We start from the raw sequence: 21649 nt of genomic DNA, 5'->3' as shown, positions 1-21649 counted from the left end.
TGATGACCTGACCAACCCTACTTATGTGATTTCTTAGTCTTTCCTGACTAAGATCTTTTCCCTCAGGTTTATAAAAATATTTTACGGGAGTTCCTCACTGGGACTCACGGCGGCGAAGCCCTGTTTTAATTACAAAATAATTTTTCAAAAATGAACGATCAACCAAGAATTGCGGTTATAGGCCTGGGGTATGTAGGCTTGCCTCTGGCCAGGTTATTTGCTACTAAATTTCCGGTTATAGGATTCGATATAAATTTAAACCGGGTAAAGGAGCTAAGAAAAGGCCATGACTCCACCCTGGAAGTTGAAGATGAGGTTTTAAGAAAAGTATTACTGGCAAATTATCCGTTTGTTTCTGAGCCTTCGTTACACCTGCAGCTTTCTGATACCGTTGCAAGCGGATTCCAGGGAGACATATTCGAGGTTAAAGAAGAAGTTGAGGTGAAAAACGGCCTTTACTGCACCACTGATCTTGGAGACATTGCCGACTGTAATTATTATGTGATAACCGTCCCCACACCAATCGATAAAAATAACCGACCCGATCTTACTCCGTTATATAAAAGCAGTGAGGCTGTAGGAAGTGTTTTGAAAAAAGGAGATATCGTAATTTATGAATCAACGGTTTATCCGGGAGTGACAGAGGATGAATGTGTGCCGGTGTTGGAACGAGTAAGTGGATTAAAATTCAATGAAGATTTCTTTGTAGGCTATTCGCCTGAGCGTATCAATCCCGGAGATAAAGAACACACGGTAGAGAAGATCTTAAAGGTGACCGCAGGTTCTACTCCTGAGGTTGGAAAAAAGGTAGATGAGCTTTATAAAAGCGTGATTACCGCAGGTACTCATCTGGCGCCAAGTATAAAAGTTGCTGAGGCCGCCAAGGTGATCGAGAATTCTCAAAGGGATATCAATATTGCCTTTGTAAATGAATTGGCGAAGATCTTTAACAAGATGAACATTGACACCAACGCTGTTCTGGAAGCCGCTGGTACCAAATGGAACTTCTTGCCTTTTAAACCGGGACTGGTTGGTGGGCATTGTATAGGGGTAGATCCATATTACCTGGCTCAAAAGGCACAGGAAATTGGATACCACCCGGAGATCATCCTTGCTGGAAGGCGCATGAACGACTCTATGGGTAAATATGTAGCCTCAGAAGTCATAAAATTGATGCTTCAAAATGATTTGAAGGTTAAAGGAGCGAACATCCTGGTGTTGGGAATCACCTTTAAAGAGAATTGCCCGGACGTACGAAACACTAAGGTGGTAGATGTGGTCGAAGAATTGAAATCTTACGGAACTAATATTACTATTTATGATCCCCTGGCTAACCCGGAAGAAGTACAATGCGAATATGGCCTACAAACTACCAACCAATTACCGCAGCAAAAGTTTGGTGCTGTGGTTTTAGCTGTGGCGCATAAGGAGTTTTTGGCGATGGATTTAGAAACTCTCAAGAATGAAAATGCGGTGGTTTATGATGTGAAGGGAATATTGTTAAGATCTAATGGAAAGCTCTAATGTCTGAAATCATTCACGTTTTGCTCACGGGTGGAGTGGGCAGCAGGCTCTGGCCACTTTCACGCAAGTCCAGGCCCAAGCAGTATATTGACCTGTTTGGGGGCTACTCACTTTTTGAACTATCGGTAAAAAGAAATTTTTCTCTTACTACAAAATTAAACGTAGTGGGAAATGCAGATAATAATGAGCTTTCTGAAAAGTCTCTTTCAAAATTAGGAATGTTTGATTACACGAATATTGTAGAGGCTACTCCTAGAAATACCGCTCCCGCAATCGCTTTTGCTGCCTTTACAGCCCAACCGGAAGATATTCTATTGGTAACTCCGGCCGATCACATCATCAAAGAAGGTCCTGAATACACTCTCGCAGTGGAGCAGGCAATAGCCTTAGCTGAACAAGACAACATAGTAACCTTTGGAATCCAGCCTACCCGACCTGAAACAGGATATGGTTACATAGAATACTCAGACAACAATGTCCTGAGCTTCAGGGAAAAACCGAATGCTGCAACAGCACAGAATTTTCTTGATAAAGGCGCCTTCCTTTGGAACAGCGGGATGTTTTGTTTTAAAGCCAGAGTATTTTTAGAGGAACTACAAAAATATGCTCCACAGGTCTATACTATATCACTTTCGGCATGGGAAGAAGCTAAAGACGGCCGACTGGAAACTCTTTCTTCTCTCGAGATCCCCGCAATTAGTGTGGATTATGCGGTAATGGAAAAGAGCGCAAAAATGAAAGTGGTGCCTTCAGCTTTTGAATGGAGTGATATGGGCAGCTTCGAGGCTATTTATAACTATCTCCGCGAACTGGGTCATCCGGTAGACCTGGAAGGCAACATGGTCATTGGCTGTGAGAAATTCACTGCTTTTGTAGGCATGAAGAATAGCATTTTTGTCTGTACTGATGATGCTAACCTCGTACTGCAAAAAGAGGTTTCTCAGGACGTAAAGCACATATATCAAAAACTGGAGCATGAGCAATCCTTACTCATTAAATAACTATTCGCGGAATCCGCATTAATCCGCGGAATTAAATTTTAAAATCAACGGAATTTTTTTAATAAATGGAACATGATATTCGGCCCTGGGGGTAATATTGGGTGTTGGAAGATGCCGACACCCATAAGGTAAAAAGAATAGAAATAAATCCGGGAGGGCGCCTTTCCTACCAGTATCACCACAAACGTGCAGAAGCCTGGACCATTGTACAGGGTACCGGTCGAATCACCCTTGACGGAGCAATAAAAGACTATGCAACCGGTGAAACCGCTATTATTCCCCTAGGAGCAAAGCATAGGATAGAAAATGCTACAGATGAAACAGTTGTCTTCATCGAAGTTCAACACGGAACATATTTTGGCGAGGATGATATTGTAAGAATTGAGGATGATTATGATAGGAGTTAATTTTGATATAATAAATTCTTCAGAAAAGTGAAAGAAAAAAGAAGTTTGACGAGAAATCTTCTTGGAAATAAAAAACGAAATTTTCTTGTTGCTACTCAAATGACCAATGCAATAGTAGCTTTGGTGTCCGGTAAATTAATTGCAGAGTTTATAATGCCAGATCAATTTGGATTATATAATCTACAATTTGCGGCTTTTACTTTCTTTTTTTCCCTCCTTGTTGGACCCTCAATTACATTTATCAAGGCATCATATCAAAAATTACTTCCTGAAATAGGATATAGACCATTTATATCAATTACTGCAGGCCTTTCTTTGCTGCTTTTCTTAAGTCTTGCTTTATTTTTTACAGTTTATAAATCAGGAGAGTATTCAAGTTGGCAATTATTATTAGTGTTTTTAGTACTAATTCCTCTTAATATTATTTCAGCAATTTTAATGGATCAATTCAATGTCCTTGATAAGATAAATCGATTTTCTACATTAAGCATTCTAAAGTCAATTGCGGGATTGATATTTTTAATTTCGGTATTTTATTTTATTCCTCAGTTTACAATAGATAATCTTCTGCTTTGGGGCATGCAAATAGCGATAGGGTTAATTGGTGCTTTCTTATTTTTGAGAAAGATTAAAATTTTCAAGAATGAAATTCCAATAAATTTCAAAAGCTTCTTAAAAAAACATTGGGCCTTCACAGCCCCCTTAATGTTTTTAGCAATTTGGTCATGGATAAATAATTATTTTGATAGATATGTGATTGAGGCATATTTAGGCCTTAGAGAAGTGGGTATTTACAATGCTAATTATAGTTTAGGTTCAAAATTTTTTTCAATGCTAAATCCAATTTTTTTAGTATTGTTAACCCCTATAATTTATCGGGATAATCCACTCAATTTAAAGAAAGCTACTATTTCTAAATATGGCAATTTATATTTTGTAATGGGATGTTTTCTTTTGGCAGGCATATATTTTACTACCGATTATATTGGATTAATATTATTATCCGAAAATTATAGTGAAGGATTTTATATAATCTTTTGGATAGCTATGTGTTTTTTAATTTTGACTGCAACTTTTTTATATGAGACGATTTTTTATGCTACACACAAAACAAAAATTATTTTATACAGTAACATAAGCTCGGCCGTTATTAATATGATTCTTGGCTTATTATTAATTCCTGTTTTTGGTATGGATGGAGCAATCGCAGCTATGTTGGCTTCAGTTTTTATTAGATTTGGATTTATCTATTTTAAATTTAAAAATTTATGAAGATTGCCATTATAGGTGCTATTAGCTTTGATAGTTTAGAATATCATGTTCACGATGAATTAATAGCTCAAGGCCATGATGCTAAAATATTCAGTTATAAAAATTTACTTCCAAAAAAAATAGACTTTGGAGTCTCCCAGATAAGTGAGAAGCACGTGGAGAAAAAAAATAAGAAATTATTAGAAGAGGTTTTAAACTACAATCCGGATTTAGTAATTGGAATCTACCGTCATATTCATCCTTTAGTAGTAAAATCAATTAAAAAAAAGGAAATTAAAATAATTCATATTAACCCAGATGCACTAACTACATTTCAAAATCAGCAGCTTTTTGTTGAACCCTATGATGTTTATTTCTCTAAGGACCCCTATATGGTAAGCTTTATGAAAAATAAACTGAATTTAAATGTCTTTCAGTATCAGGAAGCATTTAACCCGAGAGTACATAAAAAACCTAATAGATCCTTTAAGGAGCTGGAAGATGAAACTAAGATTGAAGTTTTATGTTTCGGTAATTTATATCCCTACAGGAATAGGATGCTACGTTTATTAAAAGAAAGAAATATTAATGTAACAATGTTTGGCCATCAGTCGAAATTCTTTGACCCTTATCTTGATGAAAATTTTCAAAATAGAGGGATTTATGGTGATGAAAAAGCGAAAATTTTAAATGGCGCCAAAATAGTATTCAATAATTTTCATTATGCTGAAGTAGAATCTGTAAATAATAAATTTTTTGAAATAACTGGTTCCGGGGCTTTTCAAATTTGTGATTATAAACCCATTCTTGAAGATTTACTTCCAATTGATCCAAAATTAATTAGTTTCCAAAGCATTGATGAGGCTGAAGAAAAAATAAGGTATTATTTAAATGAACCAGAGGAAAGATGGAAGATAAGAAATACGCTTTCAGTTTTTTTTCAGGAGAATTATACATATAAAAACATGTTGAAAGACATTTTTTCTAAATTATGAATTTAAGTTTAACGCCACAGAAGTATTGGCTATTAAAATTCGTAATTTGGATATCATACTTTGTCTATGCTATTATAGCACTAACCACCCTTGAAAATTTCGAATTAAAAACAGGGGTTTTGTTATGTGGAGTTTTAATTGAGTTATCACTTATAGTTTTTGTAAATAATTGGTATAGATTAAAAACTCCTAAATTGCTGGATTGGTTTCGCTTGGGAACTTTTCTCACCTTAATTTTAAATTTTTTTAGTCTTGCTTTTTTCCTTGATTCCGAAGGCAGTATTTTGGTGAATAACACGAAATTGGTTTCATCAGATAATGCTTTAGTATTGCTATTTATAGTTTTGATTGGATTGCTGGGCTTAAAGTTTGGACAATTATTTATAGAATCTTTTCCTTCGAAGAAAAAATATTCAAAAGAAATATTTTATAAAGTAAAACGACTTAATTTAATATATTTACTAACGATTTCTATAAGTATTATTCAGGTTTATTTAATGCTTAATGGTTTTATAGGTTATGGTAGTGATAAAAGTCATAATATTTCCCAATATTCATTTTTACTTCAGGCCATTCAAATAATGGTTCCTTTTTTCCTAGTTTTATTATCCGTTCTAAAATTTTTTTTTAAATCAAGTGGTGTATTTTTTAACAGTATCTTTATTAGTTTTCTTCTAGTGCAGTTTATTGTGGGATTTTTATCTGGAATGAAAGAAAATATTCTAACGCCAATAATTTTAATTGCTGTTCCCTATATTTTTTCTGGAAGAAAAATTCCAAAAGTTAGTTTTCTAATTATTATTGTTGGAGTTTTTATAATATACCCTATTAATAATAATTACAGGGATATTCTAAATAATTCAAAATTAAATAAAAATCAAGCGCTAAACCTAGCCATAGTTTCGACATTTAATGATAGTACAACCGAGCTTATTTCTTCGGGAAGTGAAAGTTATTCTAATCGATTGTCCTTACTTCCTATGGCAATGTACAGTGTGCAAATTGAACAATCTTGGAATGAATATAAATATCTTGACAGGTATCTATTAATCCCTATTGCTTGGATTATACCAAGAGGTTTATTGCCTCAAAAACCTGCATCAGACACTGGGTCTAAGTTATATAAAACTATTACTGGAGGAACCAATAATTCTGTAACCCCTTCGACCTTTGGTTGGGCTTATTTAGAGGGTGGTTATATTCCTGTCTTTTTAACCTTTTTATTTTTGGGTTTATTTGTAACAATGATACAGACTCACTTGAATATTCATTCTATTTTTGGATTAATAATTTATTCATTGCTTCTAAGTGAATTATTAAAAATAGAGGCTGACATATATTTTCGGATTTCGGGAATGCTACAGGTTCTTTTAATAAGCTATTTTTTATACAAAATTTTTATTACCCACCATAATTCTTTGCAAAATCTAAAGACTTGAAAAAAATAAATTTCCTTTTTAGGAGGAGGGAAAAGGGTGTTAGCATCGAGGAGCTTTTTACGGATATTGGATGGTATATAAATAACGAATCTCTCAATAAAATAGATTTTTGGGAAGTTCCGTATAAAAAGATAAATTTTCCATCTCTAATTAAAAATATCCTCTTTTCCCAAAAAATTAAAGGTTTAATCCATATAACAGGGGACATTCATTATGTGGCAATAAATCCTTTAAAAAAAACAATTCTAACTATACATGATGTTGGTTCCGCAATACGGGGACATAAATTCGAGAAATTTTCAAAAAAATTAATATGGTTCTGGTTGCCAGGATTTTTTGTTAATAAAATAACGGTGATTTCCTTACATACTCAAAAGGAAGTTCTGGAGATAATGCCTTGGGTGAAACATAAAATTGTTGTAATTCCTAATCCTGTTAATACAACTTTGGAGTATTATCCCAAAAGGTTTAATTCCCAAAATCCAAAGATCCTTCATCTTGGAACAAAAGAAAATAAGAATTTAGAAAACACAATTCTTGGGTTAAAAGATATCCAATGTACTCTACAAATAGTAGGAGTGTTATCGAGTAGACAAAAATCACTTTTACAAAAATATGGGGTAAACTGGGAAAATTATTTTAATCTTCCATATAAAGAAATCAAACATTTATATGAAAATTGTGATATAGTAAGCTTCATTTCAAAATATGAGGGCTTTGGAATGCCTATAATTGAAGCTCAAAAAGTGGGACGAGTAATAATTACAAGTTCCCAAGCATCTATTCCGGAAGTTGCGGGAAATGGCGCCCATTTTGTAAATCCTGAAGATATTATTGAAATCAAAGAAGGTTTTTTAAAATTAATAAATGATAATAATTATCGACAAGAGCTTATTGATAAGGGATCGATAAATGTTGAAAGGTTTAGTATTAAAAGCATTGCTAAGAAATATCAAACGTTGTACGATAGTTTGATTTAATTAAAATTTATAATCTAGGATAAGTTTTAAACTTTAATTAGGGCTAAATAATTATTAATAATGACTTATAAAATATTTCAGAAGAAAGAAAAAATAGTGACAAGAAAAAAAAATAATTCTTGACCAATATGAAAATAATTCATGTTGTACCTTATATTGGTGAAGAAGCAAGTGGTCCTGCCTATTCCGTTCCGAGATTATGTGAGGCATTAGCAAAACAAGATTGTGATATTGTTCTTTACACTCTTGGTCCTTTACCTAAAAGAAAATTTTATTTTAAAGTGAAGTCCTTTTCCCGAGGTGTATTTCCTCATCCCAGTTTTGGTTTTTCCTGGAAAATGTACAAAAGTTTACTTGAAGACGCTAAGGATGCTGATATTATTCACAACCATAGTTTATGGATGGCACCAAATATATTTGCAGGAATTGTTGCTTCAAAAAAAAATATCCCGTTTATCAATGCTCCCCGAGGCACACTTTCTAAAAAAGCATTAAGTCGATCTAATTTAACAAAAAAAATAGCCTTACTGCTAGGGCAAAGAAAAGCATTGATAGCAACAGATTGTTTCCACGCTACTGCTGCCCACGAAGCTGATGATATTAGAGAATATCAACCCTCAACACCTATAAGCATCATACCAAACGGTATTGATATTCCAAAAGATAATAGTTTTAGACCTAAGGAAAAGACAGTATTATACTTCGGAAGGATTCACCCAATTAAAGGAATTGAAAATTTGATTCAAGCCTGGAAAAAAGTTAATTCCAATCACCCCGAATGGAACCTAAAAATTGTAGGCAAAGGTGATCTCAATTATATTAATAGCTTAAAAGAAATAATTAAGGAAAATGATGTTCAAAATGTCTATTTATTAGGACCTGTATATGGGAAAAGCAAAAATTCCTTATACCAGGAAGCAAGACTTTATGTTTTACCGAGTTACTCTGAAAATTTTGGAATGACTGTAGCTGAAGCATTGGCGAATGGAGTGCCTGTTATCACTACAATCGGAACCCCTTGGAAGAATTTGAATAAAAATAAATGTGGATGGTGCGTGGAACCAACCTCCGAAGCACTAAGCAATACTTTAGTTAAGGCCCTATGTTTAAAGGATGAGGAATTACAACAAATAGGTTTGAATGGAAAAAAATGGATGCAACAAGAATACTCTTGGGAGGAAATATCTAAAAATATGATGAAAACCTATGACTGGATGATCCAGAAAAATGAAAAACCAAGCTTTATCAATGAATAAATTACCCATCACAGTAGTTATGTTAACCTTAAATGAAGAGTTTCATTTAGGAGATGCCATTGATAATGTTAAGGATTGGGCTGAAGAAATTATTATTATAGATAGTTTAAGCACGGATCGTACTGTAGACATTGCTCTTGATAAAGGAGTCAAGATAATTCAAAGGGCATTCACCAACTTTGGTGATCAATGGAATTTTGCTTTAAAAAACTTACCAATAAAAACAAAGTGGACCTTAAAAATGGATCCCGATGAGAGACTGACGGAAGAAGTAAAAAGGGACATTGCTCGAATATGTAAACAAAATGAGGCTTTTACTGCTTATGAAGTTTCTTTTAGATTATGGTTTATGGGTAAACCCCTGAAAGTAAGATTAAAAAATATTGTAAGGTTATGGCAAACCGGAAAGGTAACTTTCACTGAAGTTTTGGTAAACGAACATATTGAGACAGAGGGTGATGTGGGCAAAATAAAAGGGTTTATTGAACACTACGATATACGGGACATGCATCAATGGGTGGAAAAACAAAATGTTTACACTACAATGGAGGCAATAAGGATATTAAACAAACTAAGCCTAGCTGCAAAGCCTAATTTTTTTGGCTCGCGGCGCGAACGCACTATGTTCATTAAAAAAATATTTTACCAAATCCCTTTCCGATATCAGCTACTTTGGCTCCATCGATTCTTTGTACGGGGAGCCTGGCGAAGTGGGTCTAATGGATTTTACTGGGCATCTGCCAGAGTAATAGTTGCCAAGATGGTAGAATATAAATATAAGGAAGGTTTAATAACAGGTAGACTTCCTGAAGTTGCAAGCTCTAACAAAACAGGAAAACCAGATATAAGAGTAGAGTACTACGATTGACGAATTATCTACGAAGTACACTTTTAATGTTTACTCGCCACAATTTAGATTTAAAATCAATTCCTCACAAAAATTAAACAAAAAAGCAACCCTTTCATTCTTAGAGGAAGGATTCACTATAATATGATTATTCAGTCTCAATAATTTCACATTAAGGAAGAAAAATATCGCAGTTGTCATGGGTTGCTATTCTAGCGAATTTAAAATTTCCCTCAACAGTGGGGAGGAAGTGAGTAAATATCTAGACCGGGAAAAATATAATGTCTTTCGAGCTTACATTTCAAAAACCGCCTGGTTCGTGAAAGACGACCAAGGAATAAAATACGCAATAAATAAAAGTGACTTTTCTGTCCTAATTGAAGGAGAACATGTTAATTTTGACTGTGTATTTAATACTATCCATGGAACACCTGGGGAGAATGGTTTATTCCAGGCTTACCTCGAGTTACTACAGATTCCTCAGACATCATCTGATTTTTATCAAGCTGCCCTTACTTTTAATAAACGGGATTTAATAAGTGTGCTAAAACCACATGGGATTAAAGTTGCTAAAAACTATTTTATTGATAAAGGTGATCCAATTAATATTGAAGATATCGTTCAAAAAGTAGGGCTTCCATGTTTTGTTAAAGCAAATAGGGCTGGAAGTAGTTTCGGGGTAACCAAAGTAAAAGAAAAAAAGGATTTTATCGTAGCTATTGAAACTGCCTTTAAAGAAGATGATGAAATTTTAATTGAATCCTTTTTAGATGGAACTGAGGTTGACGTGGGAGTGATAAATTTTAAAGGTGAAATCACAGCTCTTCCTGTTACAGAAATTGTTAGTGAAAATGACTTTTTTGATTTCTCAGCCAAGTACTTAGGTAAGTCGCAGGAAATTACTCCTGCCAGGATTTCCGAAGATCAAACAAACTAGGTTCAGGAAATTTTCAAATTCATATATGCAAAATTAAAATTGAAAGGTTTAACACGCTCAGAATTCATTTTCCATAATGGTGAACCTTATTTCTTAGAAATAAACACAACTCCTGGGCTCGGTGAAGCAAGCATTCTTCCTCAACAAGCACTTGCTGCTGGTATTTCTTTACAAGATCTTTTCGAAAATGCTATTGAAGATGCACTATTATCCAAATCTATGGATCTGACCCTGCAACTCGTATAGGTATTCCAAAGAAGTCTATTCTCAAAGTTTTCTATAAAATGTTCTACGAATGAAAGACAAAATATATAATTCATTGCCGGCTGAATTTCAGAATTTGGCTTGTAGTTTACAAGGTCTAAAATTGAAACGAGAAAGAATGGGAGGTTTATTCCAAAATTTCTTACAGGCATATCTTGAACGCAAAGACTGGTCTTATGAGCAATTGATAGATTATCGTGACAATCGTTTAAGAGAATTTGTTAAACATGCATATGAGACTGTACCTTATTATAATGATCTTTTTAAGAATTTAAGATTGACACCTTCTGATATCAATAGTATTGAAGACCTAAAGTCCATTCCAGTCTTAACTAAAGAGGAGGTTAGGAAAAATCCGGAAATGTTCTTATCTAGTAAAGCTGATCCTCGAAAATTAATAAAATTAACAACAAGCGGATCTACTGGTACCAGTTTAAACATTTTTTATACAAAAGAGCAGTTGCAGGAGCAGTTTGCTTTATGGTGGAAATATAGAGCTCAACTAGGAATATCATTAGACACGTGGTGCGCCGATTTCGGATCTAGAACGATTGTTCCACAAAAACAAATAAGTCCTCCGTTTTGGCGAATCTCTTACCCCCTAAAGCAAGTGAAATTTAGTGCTTTCCATGGCAATGAGAATAACTATTTTGAATATTATAAAGAAATAAAGAAAAGAAATCTTACGTGGATACATGGGTATCCCACGGTCATTACTCCTTTCGCTGCGTTTCTCTTAGATAATAATTTATCACTTGCAGATCAGATCAAATTTGTTACTACGGGAGGAGAGAATTTATACGATTTTCAGAAAGAGCAAATGTTTCAGGCATTTGGTGTCTACCCTTATAGCCATTACGGCCTTGCCGAGTGTGTAGCAAATTTTTCGGAAGATATTGACCATAAATTAACGGTAGATGAGGATTTCTCAGCCGTAGAATTTATTCCCGATGGGGGGGATACTTATAAAATTATTGGTACAAACTTTTCCAATTATGCTATGCCTCTTTTACGATATGATACTAATGATATAGCGGTAATTACTAAAAGAAGTAATTCAGTAACAAAAAGAGAAATTGACCATATCGATGGTCGCAGTGGAGAGATAATATATCTGCCTTCAGGCAAAAAAGTAGGTGCTTTATCTGCCTTATTTTCCCAAACATCCTTTATCGTTGAAGCCCAGATTTTACAAAAAAAGGATTACTCTTTAGAAATTAGATATGTTTCTTTTGAAAACCCGAAAAGTGTTGAGTCAGATTTAAATTTGGTTACAAAACTATTGAAATCAAGATTAGGAGATGAAATTTCTTTCAACTTTAAAAAGCTTGACAGAATACCGAGAACTTCAAGAGGAAAGCTAAGGTATGTGATTTCCGAACTGGAGAACAATCAAGAAATAAAATCGGGAGGGATTGTTAAAAATGATTAGGAAGTCGTTAATCAAAAAAGCAAAATTTAAAAATAGCTAATGAAACAAATTATCCAAGACCTTAAACAAGGTAATACCATATTAGAAGAAGTTCCTGCACCCCAGGTAAAAGCCGGCCAGGTTCTTATCAAAACCAGTCGAACATTAGTTTCTTTAGGAACGGAGCGCATGCTGGTTGAATTCGGGAAAGCCAATTTTATTGCGAAAGCCCGCCAGCAACCGGATAAGGTAAAACAGGTGTTGGATAAAATGAAGACCGACGGAGTAATGCCCACTCTGGAAGCTGTTTTCAACAAATTAAACCAGCCATTGCCTTTAGGTTATTGCAACGTAGGAACTGTTGTTGCCGTTGGCAAGGGAGTTTCAGAATTCCAGGTTGGCGATCGCGTAGCTTCCAATGGGAACCATGCTGAGTTTGTTTCAGTTCCTAAAAATCTTGTTGCCAAAATACCTGAAAACGTTAGTGACGAAGAAGCTGCATTTACAGTAATTGGAGCAATTGGCTTACAGGGAATTCGTTTGGTAAATCCAACATTTGGGGAAACCATTGCTGTTATAGGCCTGGGATTGATCGGGCTGGTTACTGCAGAGCTTTTGAAAGCAAATGGTTGTAAAGTGATTGGGCTGGATTTCGACCAGCAAAAAGTTGATCTTGCCAAAGAAAAAGGAATAAAGGCTGTTAACCCTGGCCAGGGAACGGACCCTGTAAAATATGTCCTTGAAAATACTTTCGGAATTGGAGCCGATGGGATCGTTATAACCGCTTCTTCACAAAGCAATGAGATCATTCACCAGGCTGCTGAGATGAGTCGTAAAAAAGGACGTATAGTACTTGTGGGAGTCATCGGTCTTGATATACAACGAGCAGACTTTTTCGAAAAAGAATTGAGTTTTCAGGTGTCCTGTTCATATGGACCGGGCAGATATGATGATGATTACGAACAAAAAGGGATTGATTATCCTATTGGTTATGTTCGCTGGACTGAAAAGAGAAATTTCGAAGCCATCCTGCAAGCTATAGCTTCGGGGCAGCTTGATGTAAAACCTCTTATCACCGAGAGGGTAAAGTTAGAGAATTATGAAGAGATCTATGGAGATATGCGTAAGCAGGGTTCCATCGCTTCCATTCTTGAGTTCCCGGAAAATTCAAAACAGAATTCGAAAGTAAAAGTATCCGAAAGGAAATTTAAAGCCTCTGAGGGTGTATTCGGCATTATAGGGGCAGGGAATTTTACATCCTCGACTATTATTCCAGGTATGAAAGCCGCGGATGCTAATCTTAAATACATAGCCAGTGCCGGAGGCCTTTCAGCGAAAACACTGGCAAAAAAAGGGGAAGTAGCCTATGCCTCTTCAGATTATAAGGAGATCCTGGAGGACAAAGATGTTGATATGGTGATGATAACTACCCGTCATAATCTGCATGCTTCTATGGCCAAAGAAGCACTTTTGGCAGGAAAGCATGTTTTTGTGGAAAAGCCATTATGTCTCAATGCTGAAGAATTGGAAGAGATCGCAAAGATTTCCGAAGAAAAAAATAAGATGGTGATTGTTGGCTTTAATCGTCGATTTTCTCCCCTGGCAGTTAAAATGAAATCTCTCCTGGGTGAAGGCCCAAAAAATATAATTGCAACCATGAACGCCGGCTTTATTCCTTCAGACGTCTGGATACATGACCTGGAAGTGGGTGGAGGAAGGATCATAGGAGAAGCCTGTCATTATATTGACCTTTGTACCTACCTGGCAGGAAGCAAGGTGGTTTCGGTTTGTATGAATGCTTTAGGAACTGCTCCAGAAGAGAATACAGATAATGCCTCTATTCTTTTGAAATATGAAAATGGGACGAATGCGGTCATAAATTATTTTGCAAATGGAAGTAAATCTTACTCTAAGGAACGTATCGAGGCTTTTAGTCAGGAAAGAACTTTCATTCTGGATAATTGGAGAAGTCTCAAAGGATACGGAGTAAAAGGTTTTTCAAAAATGAAGACCAAGCAGGATAAAGGCCATAAGGTTCAATTCGGGCAATTAGTAAATTCTCTTAAAAAAGGAGGAAAGTCAATAGTTCCATTTGAAGAAACCTACAACACTACCCTGGCCTCTTTCGCGGCTATTGAAAGCCTTAAGCAAGGTAGGTGGATTGGTGTAGATGAGATCAAAGTTTCTAAAAAAGTAAAAGGACAGGAAACCGTTTTGGTTTAAAAAGCTATTGCTACAATTCCATCTGGAGAAATGTTCTCAGGAAAAATTTCATTATACTATAATACTCTCAAGAATGTGAAGCCGACCCAGCTTTATCATCAGGTGTATTATCGTGCGAAGAACAGATTTATTAATAAATCATACACTGCAACGCAGCAGCAGGGGATCCAGTTGAAACTCCAAAGAGGAATAATTTGCCCCAAATCATTTCTTGGGCAAAACAGTTTTTCATTTCTAAATCTCGAAAAACAGTTCTCTAAGATAGATTGGAACTATAGTGAATATGGGAAACTGTGGACCTATAACCTCAATTATTTTGAGTTTCTTAACCAGGAAGGAATGAAAAAGCAAGAAAATCTTAGGTTGATCAGAGACTATATTTCTTTTGCAGATGCGTTACAAGATGGTTTGGAACCTTATCCTATCTCTTTACGCGGAATCAACTGGATCAAGTTTCTAGCTGAAAACAAAATTCAGGATGAGGAGATAAATACCTTCCTGTATAGGGACTACTTGAGATTATATGACAGTCTTGAATATCATTTACTGGCGAACCATTTATTGGAAAACGGGTTTTCATTATTATTTGGTTCCTATTATTTTAAAGACGACCGGTTATATCATAAAGCAAGAAAAATATTAAAAAAGGAACTCGAAGAACAAGTACTAAAGGATGGTGCTCATTATGAGCTGAGCCCTATGTACCATCAGATCATTTTACACCGAATTCTTGATTCTATATACCTTGTTCAGCATAATTCATGGAAGGATAGAGAACTTCTTTCATTGTTGAAGGGAAAAGCCGAAGTTATGCTTGGATGGCTAAATGAGATCAGCTTCAGTAATGGAGATATTCCAAAACTAAATGACGCGGCCAAGGGAATTGCACCCGGTACAAATGAATTAATCGGTTATGCTAAAAGACTGGGATTGGCTAGTAGAAAAGTAAAATTATCAGATTCAGGCTATAGAAAATTTTCAAACCATGATTTTGAGATCATAGCCGATGTAGGGCAAATCGCTCCGTACTATCAACCCGGACATTCACACGCTGACAGTTTACAGTTTGTTTTTAACTATAAGAACAGACCAATAATTGTTGATACGGGAATTTCCACTTATGAAAAAAATGAACGCCGACAATTGGAGCGTTCTACCGCTGCTCATAATACGGTTACAATTAATGATCTAAACTCTTCAAATGTTTGGGGAGGTTTTAGAGTAGCTGAGCGAGCGAAGGTTTCAATAATAAAGGAAACTGAAAATGGTATCGAAGCATCTCACAACGGTTATCGGAAATTTGGTGTTATCCATAAAAGATCGTTTGGTTTTACTTCGGGAGAATTTAGAATTGAAGATAGAATTGAAGGCAAGGCCAACAAGATTATAGCCGAAGGCCATTTACATTTTCATCCTGATGTGCAGCCTGAAGTCATTGAGAACAGAATTATTATTAATGACATCCTGGAACTGCAAATTTCCGGTGCAACCGAAATGCACTTGAAAGAATATCAATTAGCAGTGGGTTTTAATAAACTACAGCCGGCAAAAAAAATTATATACAGAATTCAGGACAGAGCAGAAATCGTCATCAGGCCGCTTGTCCTCGATACAATTTCTACCCCTGCTTCCACAGTGGTAGAAATCACTCGGACTGACGCTTCTTGTTAGTTCATTATAAAAGTTATTTATGAAACTACTTTTCTTAACCGATAACTTCCCACCGGAAGTTAATGCCCCGGCAAACCGTACTTACGAACATTGTAAGGAATGGGTTAAAAGTGGTGTAGATGTTACGGTGATCACTTGTGCGCCCAACTTTCCTAAAGGAGAAGTTTATCCCGGCTACAAAAACAGATTATACCAGACGGAGACGATTGACGGTATTAAAGTGATTCGGGTCTGGAGTTATATCACCGCCAATGAAGGATTTGTAAAGCGAATACTGGATTATATTTCTTTCGCTGTGATGGCCTTTTTTGCAGGTCTTTTTGTACGGACCGATCTTATAGTTGCTACTTCGCCACAATTTTTTACTGCTGTTGCGGGAAGATACCTTTCTTTCTTTAAAGGTAAAAAGTGGGTATTTGAAGTTCGGGATCTGTGGCCTGAATCTATAATTGCTGTTGGTGCAATGAAAAGGAACAGGGCGATTCGTTTTTTTGAATGGCTTGAAAAAAGACTTTACAAGTCTGCAGATCATATAATTGTAGTAACCGACACTTTTAAAAAGAAAATTTCAGATAGAGGAATAGAACCCGAAAAAATTTCAGTTTTCAAGAACGGTGCAAACCTGGAACTTTTTAAACCTCAAGGCAAAAAACTGGAACTAGAAAGGAAATTAAAACTGGAGAATAAAACCGTGTTTGCTTATATCGGTACTCATGGAATGGCTCATGGCTTAAGTTTTATCCTGGATTCCATCAAACCTCTTGAAGAAACCCATCCTGAACTGGCATTTCTGTTTATTGGAGATGGAGCCGAAAAGAAAAATCTTCTGCAACAGGCCAGGGACCTTGAGCTAAAGAACGCCGTATTCGTAGATTCAGTATCTAAAAAAGAGGTGGTAGATTATCTAAGTGTTATGGATGTAGCCCTTGTGAATTTGAGGAAAAGCGACACCTTTAAAACCGTAATTCCTTCTAAGATATTTGAAGCGGCTGCAATGGAAAAACCAATTTTGCTCGGGTTGGAAGGGGAGACAAAGGGAATTATCGAAAGTTATAATGCCGGGGTCTGCTTCAGGCCGGAAGACCAGAATTCATTTTATGAGGCCATAACATCAATAACAAATAAGGAGAAGTACCAGGCAAATCTTCAGGGATCGAAAAGACTGGTGCAGGATTTCGACAGGAGTAAGATTGCGGCTAATATCCTGGAATGTCTGGAAGAAGTAAAAAGAAAATAAATTTTAATATGAAATCCTGAAATTCCTGAATCGTCGGGAAAGGATGACTAAAAGAATTTTATGCCAAAAATTACCATTATCGCCGGAGCCCGGCCTAATTTCATGAAGATCGCACCAATCATTAAAGCGATCGAAAAAGCAAAAATAGCGGGTGAAAATATAGATTTTCGCCTGGTGCATACCGGTCAGCATTACGACAAAAAGATGTCCGGCAGTTTTTTTGACCAACTTGGCATTCCCGAACCTCATTCTAATCTTGAGGCTGGTGGAGGAAGCCAGGCTGAGCAAACCGCCAATATCATGGTGAGATTTGAAAAGGAATTACTGGAAAATCCAGCTGACGTAGTTTTAGTTGTAGGAGATGTGACTTCGACAATGGCCTGTAGTATCACTGCTAAAAAACTAAATACTGATGTAGTTCACGTTGAGGCGGGAATTAGGTCTGGTGACCTTAGTATGCCTGAAGAGATCAATCGAATGGTAACCGATTCAATAACCGATCATTTCTTTACCACTTCAGAGATTGCCAATGAGAATCTTCGGAAAGCAGGAATTGACGAAGACAGGGTGCATTTTGTAGGAAATACTATGATCGACACCCTTCTAGCCAATTTGGAGAAATTTATTGATCCGGACATCAGGATCAATGGGGGGAAATTAAAGGGAAAGGAATATTTCGTCCTTACCCTCCACCGTCCTGCAAATGTAGATGAACAGGAAAAGTTGAAGGACATGATGCAGGCGATTATAGACGGAACGGGAAATTTTCCGGTTATATTTCCAGTTCATCCCAGAACGGCAAAGATTCTGCAGAACCTTGGCATAGAGCATGAAAGATTGCACTATGTAGAGCCTCTTTCCTATCTCGAATTCAACTTTATTGTAAGGAATGCCAAGGCGGTAATTACTGATTCAGGCGGAATTACCGAGGAAACTACGGTAATGGGTGTGCCTTGCCTTACCCTTCGTGATAATACCGAAAGACCGGAAACTATTATAATGGGTACCAATGAACTGGTAGGTACCAACCCTAAACGCCTAAAACCTTACCTGGATAAACTGATGGCCGGCGAATGGAAACAGGGTGGGCATATCCCGCTATGGGATGGAAAAACTTCAGAAAGAATTATCAATACTTTATTGAATTTATATTAATTTCGAAAAACCAAATCTCCCTACAAGATCAGGTTATTTTTTAACCCGATAAACTAACCAAAAATGAATATTTTAGACCAACAGGTATTGCTGGAACTATTCCGGGGCTATACCTTATTCTTTACTTTTGGCACCTTTCTGCTTGCTTTTAGCTTAACCTGGTATTTCATTCCCAAAGTACTTTGGGTTACTAAAGAAAAACAACTGGTCAAAGAGATCAATCATCGTAGTTCCCATAAGATCGAGGTTCCGGCTTTTGGCGGAGTGGCCTTTTTCCTGGTATTGATCCTTATCATTAGTGTTCTCCAAAGTTTACGTACCTCCTATACCGGGAATCACCTTATCATAGGTTTGACCTTTCTTTTTATGGCCGGTTTAAAAGATGATCTGGTCATTTCTACCGCGCGATTAAAATTTGTTAGTCAGTTATTTGCGGCCGGGTTTATCATTTTTTCGCCGGAGTTATTGTTAACTGATCTGCACGGTTTCCTGGGCATTACCGAGATACCTTTGTGGTTGGGTTATGGCTTGAAACTGCTTATTGTTATTGCGCTTATTAATGCTTATAATTTAATTGATGGAATAGATGGCCTCGCGGGGATCGCCGGTATAGTGATCTGTTCGTCTTTTGCCGTGATATTTCATATAATTTCTGAGCCTTATTTTGTGCTCTTAAGTGTTACCATCGTAGGGGTGCTGGGTGCATTTTTAAGATATAATTTCTCCCGGGGGCATCGTAAGATCTTTATGGGAGATGGTGGTTCTTTGACGATTGGGTTTCTTATTGCCTTTCTGAGCCTTAAATTGCTGGTTAGAAATGAATCCAGCCTGCTATTGAATGAAGGTTTTTTACCGGAGAACCGCGTATTGTTCGTAATTGCGATCCTTTTTCTGCCCATCTATGATACCCTGAGGGTTATCGTAATTCGCCTGATGGAAAAAAAGAGTCCGTTCGAGGCAGATAGAAATCACCTGCACCATGTGCTGTTAGACCATAAACTTACTCATAAACAGGCCAGTTTGGTGCTTGGTGCGATAAATATTCTTATTATTGCTGTTTTTATATTTCTAAGTAAAATTTTCGAGAGCGTGAGTTTAACTTTTATTATGTTGTTCCTTTTTTTATTGATAGCCGTTATCTTCGAATTCCTCAAAAAAAATAGGAAGCTGAGGGTCATCGTTTCGAAAAGAAACCGCCATGGTATCAAGGTGCAATTGCGGGGTCTTATCAGGAATGTGAACCTTTTCTCTTGATCTAAAACTTTAAAATTTTAATTTCAATTTTCAATTTAATACTTACCACTAATTAATTATTCTTATGAACATTAAATTTTTACGCTCAGCCGGCAGGCCCGGTCTTTATGTAAGTCTTGCACTGGCAGGCCTACTTTTTGTTAACTGTAGCAAGGATGACGATACTCCTCCTGTTTACGATTTTGAAAATGAATTTGAAGATCTTGAAGAACTGGAATCTGTAGAGGATGCAGATCCTGCCATTACCGAGCCGGAAACCGGGTCTGTACAGGAATCTGCGGTTACCACGGCCGTTCTTGCCGATCTTGGTGATGGTTCCGGTGATGTTAGCGCTGAAACCCAGGCTAGCCTGGATGCGGTAGAAAGTTTTGGTGCAGGTCTTTCTGCTGATGCACAAGCTGAAGCCGATGCCCTGGATGCTACCAGAGCTGAAGAGATCCTTAACCTGACCGATCTTGGAAGTGTACTTTCCGGAGTGGAGGCAAGCCTGGATAATGCTCCGGCTGCTGTCCTGGAATTGCTACCTACGATTCAATTTGGTGCTGCGACTACTTCTGCGGTATTCAATGTTGAATTTTTAAAAGGATTTGAAGGCGTTGATAGTAAAAATTCCGTTGATGGAGTTCAGCAGTCAAGCTCATGTTTCGAAGCGGCACAAAAAGCTTATGATGATGCTATGGCTCCTGTGATCGCCAAGCGCCAGGAAAACCTGGGTATTATCGATGCCAATTACCAGAGAAGATTAGGTGAAGCAGAAGATCGTGCTGTGGCAAGATTGGCAGCAGTAGATGCAGCTTATGATACTTACTATAACTATATCCTGAATACCACGATAGCTCTATTAAACTATGCTGATGCTGTAGAAGGTACTTCTCCTGAATTTGCGGCTAACATCAGAACTTATGCTTTGATCTTCATCGTACAGGGAAGCAGTAATCTTACGGCCTGGTATGCAATGGCCACACAGGCAATCGTTGATGCCGAGGCTGCTGAAAAGCAAACTGCAGAGACGCTTAAGACACAGAGATCTGCAGAAGTAGAAGCGAGATTCGCAGCTATTAAAGCGGTTGCTGATGCCAAACTAACTGCGGCATTTAATAACTGCCACAACCAGGGAGCTGCCAGCTAAGCAATACCTTAAATTTTAAAGGAGCTGTTTATTAGTATTTTCTTTCATATCATAAGTTAAGCTATCCCCGATTTTAGGGAGTTTAAGCTTCTCATCAGGATTTGAATAGAGTTTGCTTTTAAACAGCTCCTTTTTATTAAGCTGTTTAAGCTTTAATGGTATCTTATTGATGTCATAAATAATTTTCGACAGCATAGAGATTTCTCTCTCCCGAAGTGTCGGGATCGAAATGACATCAAATTAATTTGAGTTTCAGGAACTGTAGACCCTGAAATAATTCCGACTCTATCGGAACAGGGTGACGTTACCATCAAACACCTTCATGCTGCCCCGATGCTTCGGAAAGTTAAGGTTCCTTTGTCATTTCGAAGAAGTCCCCAAAAGGGACGACTGAGAAATCTATAGTTTATTGACTTTTCCTCAGTTATAATAGAGAAATTGCTGCTAAGTGATTTCTCTCTCCCGAAGTGTCGGGATCGAAATGACATAGTTTAACAGACACCTCCACCTACGCTAAAGCTTCGGCGGACACGCAACACCACCTACGCTAAAGCTTCGGCGGAACACACCACCCTTCGGCAGGCCTGGGTAAACCATAAACCCCAAACAACAAACAACATACTACTAACCCATGCTTTCCCGCATCCTCCTAATCTTAATTCTTAGCC

General features: G+C 36.9%; 16 protein-coding genes and 1 pseudogene. All 17 read left to right on the top strand.

What is annotated here, in order from left to right; translation table 11 throughout:
• Positions 1-150: 150 nt before the first annotated feature.
• The 17 genes and pseudogenes from FGM01_RS12340 to FGM01_RS12260 all read left to right on the top strand — a co-directional run bounded on the left by FGM01_RS12340 (position 151) and on the right by FGM01_RS12260 (position 20981).
• Entirely contained in the window at positions 151-1524 is a 1374-nt protein-coding gene (locus tag FGM01_RS12340) for a nucleotide sugar dehydrogenase (protein WP_143411473.1), read from the top strand.
• On the top strand, positions 1524-2525 hold the full coding sequence (locus tag FGM01_RS12335) for a mannose-1-phosphate guanylyltransferase (protein ID WP_143411472.1): 1002 nt from the start codon (positions 1524-1526) through the stop codon (positions 2523-2525). The genes FGM01_RS12340 and FGM01_RS12335 overlap by 1 nt, the downstream gene beginning before the upstream one ends.
• Positions 2526-2626: 101 nt before the next feature.
• Positions 2627-2932: a phosphomannose isomerase type II C-terminal cupin domain gene (locus FGM01_RS12330; RefSeq protein WP_243735805.1), complete on the top strand. Its 306-nt coding sequence runs from the start codon at positions 2627-2629 to the stop codon at positions 2930-2932.
• Between the two features lie 27 nt (positions 2933-2959).
• Complete coding sequence (locus FGM01_RS12325) at positions 2960-4204, top strand: oligosaccharide flippase family protein (RefSeq protein ID WP_143411471.1); 1245 nt, start codon at positions 2960-2962, stop codon at positions 4202-4204.
• A complete protein-coding gene (locus FGM01_RS12320) occupies positions 4201-5178 on the top strand; it encodes a CgeB family protein (protein ID WP_143411470.1) in 978 nt (325 codons plus the stop codon). The genes FGM01_RS12325 and FGM01_RS12320 overlap by 4 nt, the downstream gene beginning before the upstream one ends.
• Positions 5175-6617: a hypothetical protein gene (locus FGM01_RS12315; protein WP_143411469.1), complete on the top strand. Its 1443-nt coding sequence runs from the start codon at positions 5175-5177 to the stop codon at positions 6615-6617. Before FGM01_RS12320 ends, FGM01_RS12315 begins: the two co-directional genes overlap by 4 nt.
• A complete protein-coding gene (locus tag FGM01_RS12310) occupies positions 6614-7597 on the top strand; it encodes a glycosyltransferase (RefSeq protein ID WP_143411468.1) in 984 nt (327 codons plus the stop codon). The genes FGM01_RS12315 and FGM01_RS12310 overlap by 4 nt, the downstream gene beginning before the upstream one ends.
• Positions 7598-7725: 128 nt before the next feature.
• On the top strand, positions 7726-8853 hold the full coding sequence (locus FGM01_RS12305; protein ID WP_143411467.1) for a glycosyltransferase: 1128 nt from the start codon (positions 7726-7728) through the stop codon (positions 8851-8853).
• A complete protein-coding gene (locus FGM01_RS12300) occupies positions 8825-9721 on the top strand; it encodes a glycosyltransferase family 2 protein (protein WP_143411466.1) in 897 nt (298 codons plus the stop codon). Before FGM01_RS12305 ends, FGM01_RS12300 begins: the two co-directional genes overlap by 29 nt.
• 166 nt (positions 9722-9887) lie before the next feature.
• Positions 9888-10883: pseudogene (locus FGM01_RS12295) on the top strand (D-alanine--D-alanine ligase).
• Positions 10884-10932: 49 nt separating this feature from the next.
• Positions 10933-12333, top strand: a complete 1401-nt coding sequence (locus FGM01_RS12290; protein WP_143411465.1) for a phenylacetate--CoA ligase family protein — start codon at positions 10933-10935, stop codon at positions 12331-12333.
• A gap of 39 nt (positions 12334-12372) precedes the next feature.
• Complete coding sequence (locus FGM01_RS12285) at positions 12373-14535, top strand: bi-domain-containing oxidoreductase (RefSeq protein ID WP_143411464.1); 2163 nt, start codon at positions 12373-12375, stop codon at positions 14533-14535.
• A 339-nt stretch (positions 14536-14874) separates the two neighbouring features.
• Positions 14875-16206: an alginate lyase family protein gene (locus tag FGM01_RS12280; protein ID WP_166435225.1), complete on the top strand. Its 1332-nt coding sequence runs from the start codon at positions 14875-14877 to the stop codon at positions 16204-16206.
• 19 nt (positions 16207-16225) lie between these two features.
• Positions 16226-17443 (top strand): glycosyltransferase family 4 protein, encoded by a 1218-nt coding sequence (locus FGM01_RS12275; RefSeq protein ID WP_143411462.1) that lies wholly within the window; start codon positions 16226-16228, stop codon positions 17441-17443.
• 60 nt (positions 17444-17503) lie between these two features.
• Positions 17504-18598, top strand: coding sequence for a non-hydrolyzing UDP-N-acetylglucosamine 2-epimerase (wecB, locus tag FGM01_RS12270; protein WP_143411461.1), 1095 nt, complete (start codon positions 17504-17506; stop codon positions 18596-18598).
• Positions 18599-18661: 63 nt separating this feature from the next.
• Positions 18662-19852 carry a glycosyltransferase family 4 protein gene (locus FGM01_RS12265; protein ID WP_143411460.1) on the top strand — a complete coding sequence of 397 codons (1191 nt, stop codon included), beginning with the start codon at positions 18662-18664 and terminating at the stop codon, positions 19850-19852.
• Positions 19853-19916: 64 nt separating this feature from the next.
• On the top strand, positions 19917-20981 hold the full coding sequence (locus FGM01_RS12260; RefSeq protein WP_143411459.1) for a hypothetical protein: 1065 nt from the start codon (positions 19917-19919) through the stop codon (positions 20979-20981).
• Positions 20982-21649: the final 668 nt, after the last annotated feature.

Origin of the sequence: Christiangramia sabulilitoris (assembly GCF_007050985.1) — a bacterium.
GTDB classification, from domain to species: Bacteria; Bacteroidota; Bacteroidia; order Flavobacteriales; family Flavobacteriaceae; genus Christiangramia; species Christiangramia sabulilitoris.
The sequence above is the reverse complement of the archived record's forward strand: the minus strand, read 5'-3'. Positions and strand labels throughout refer to the sequence as shown.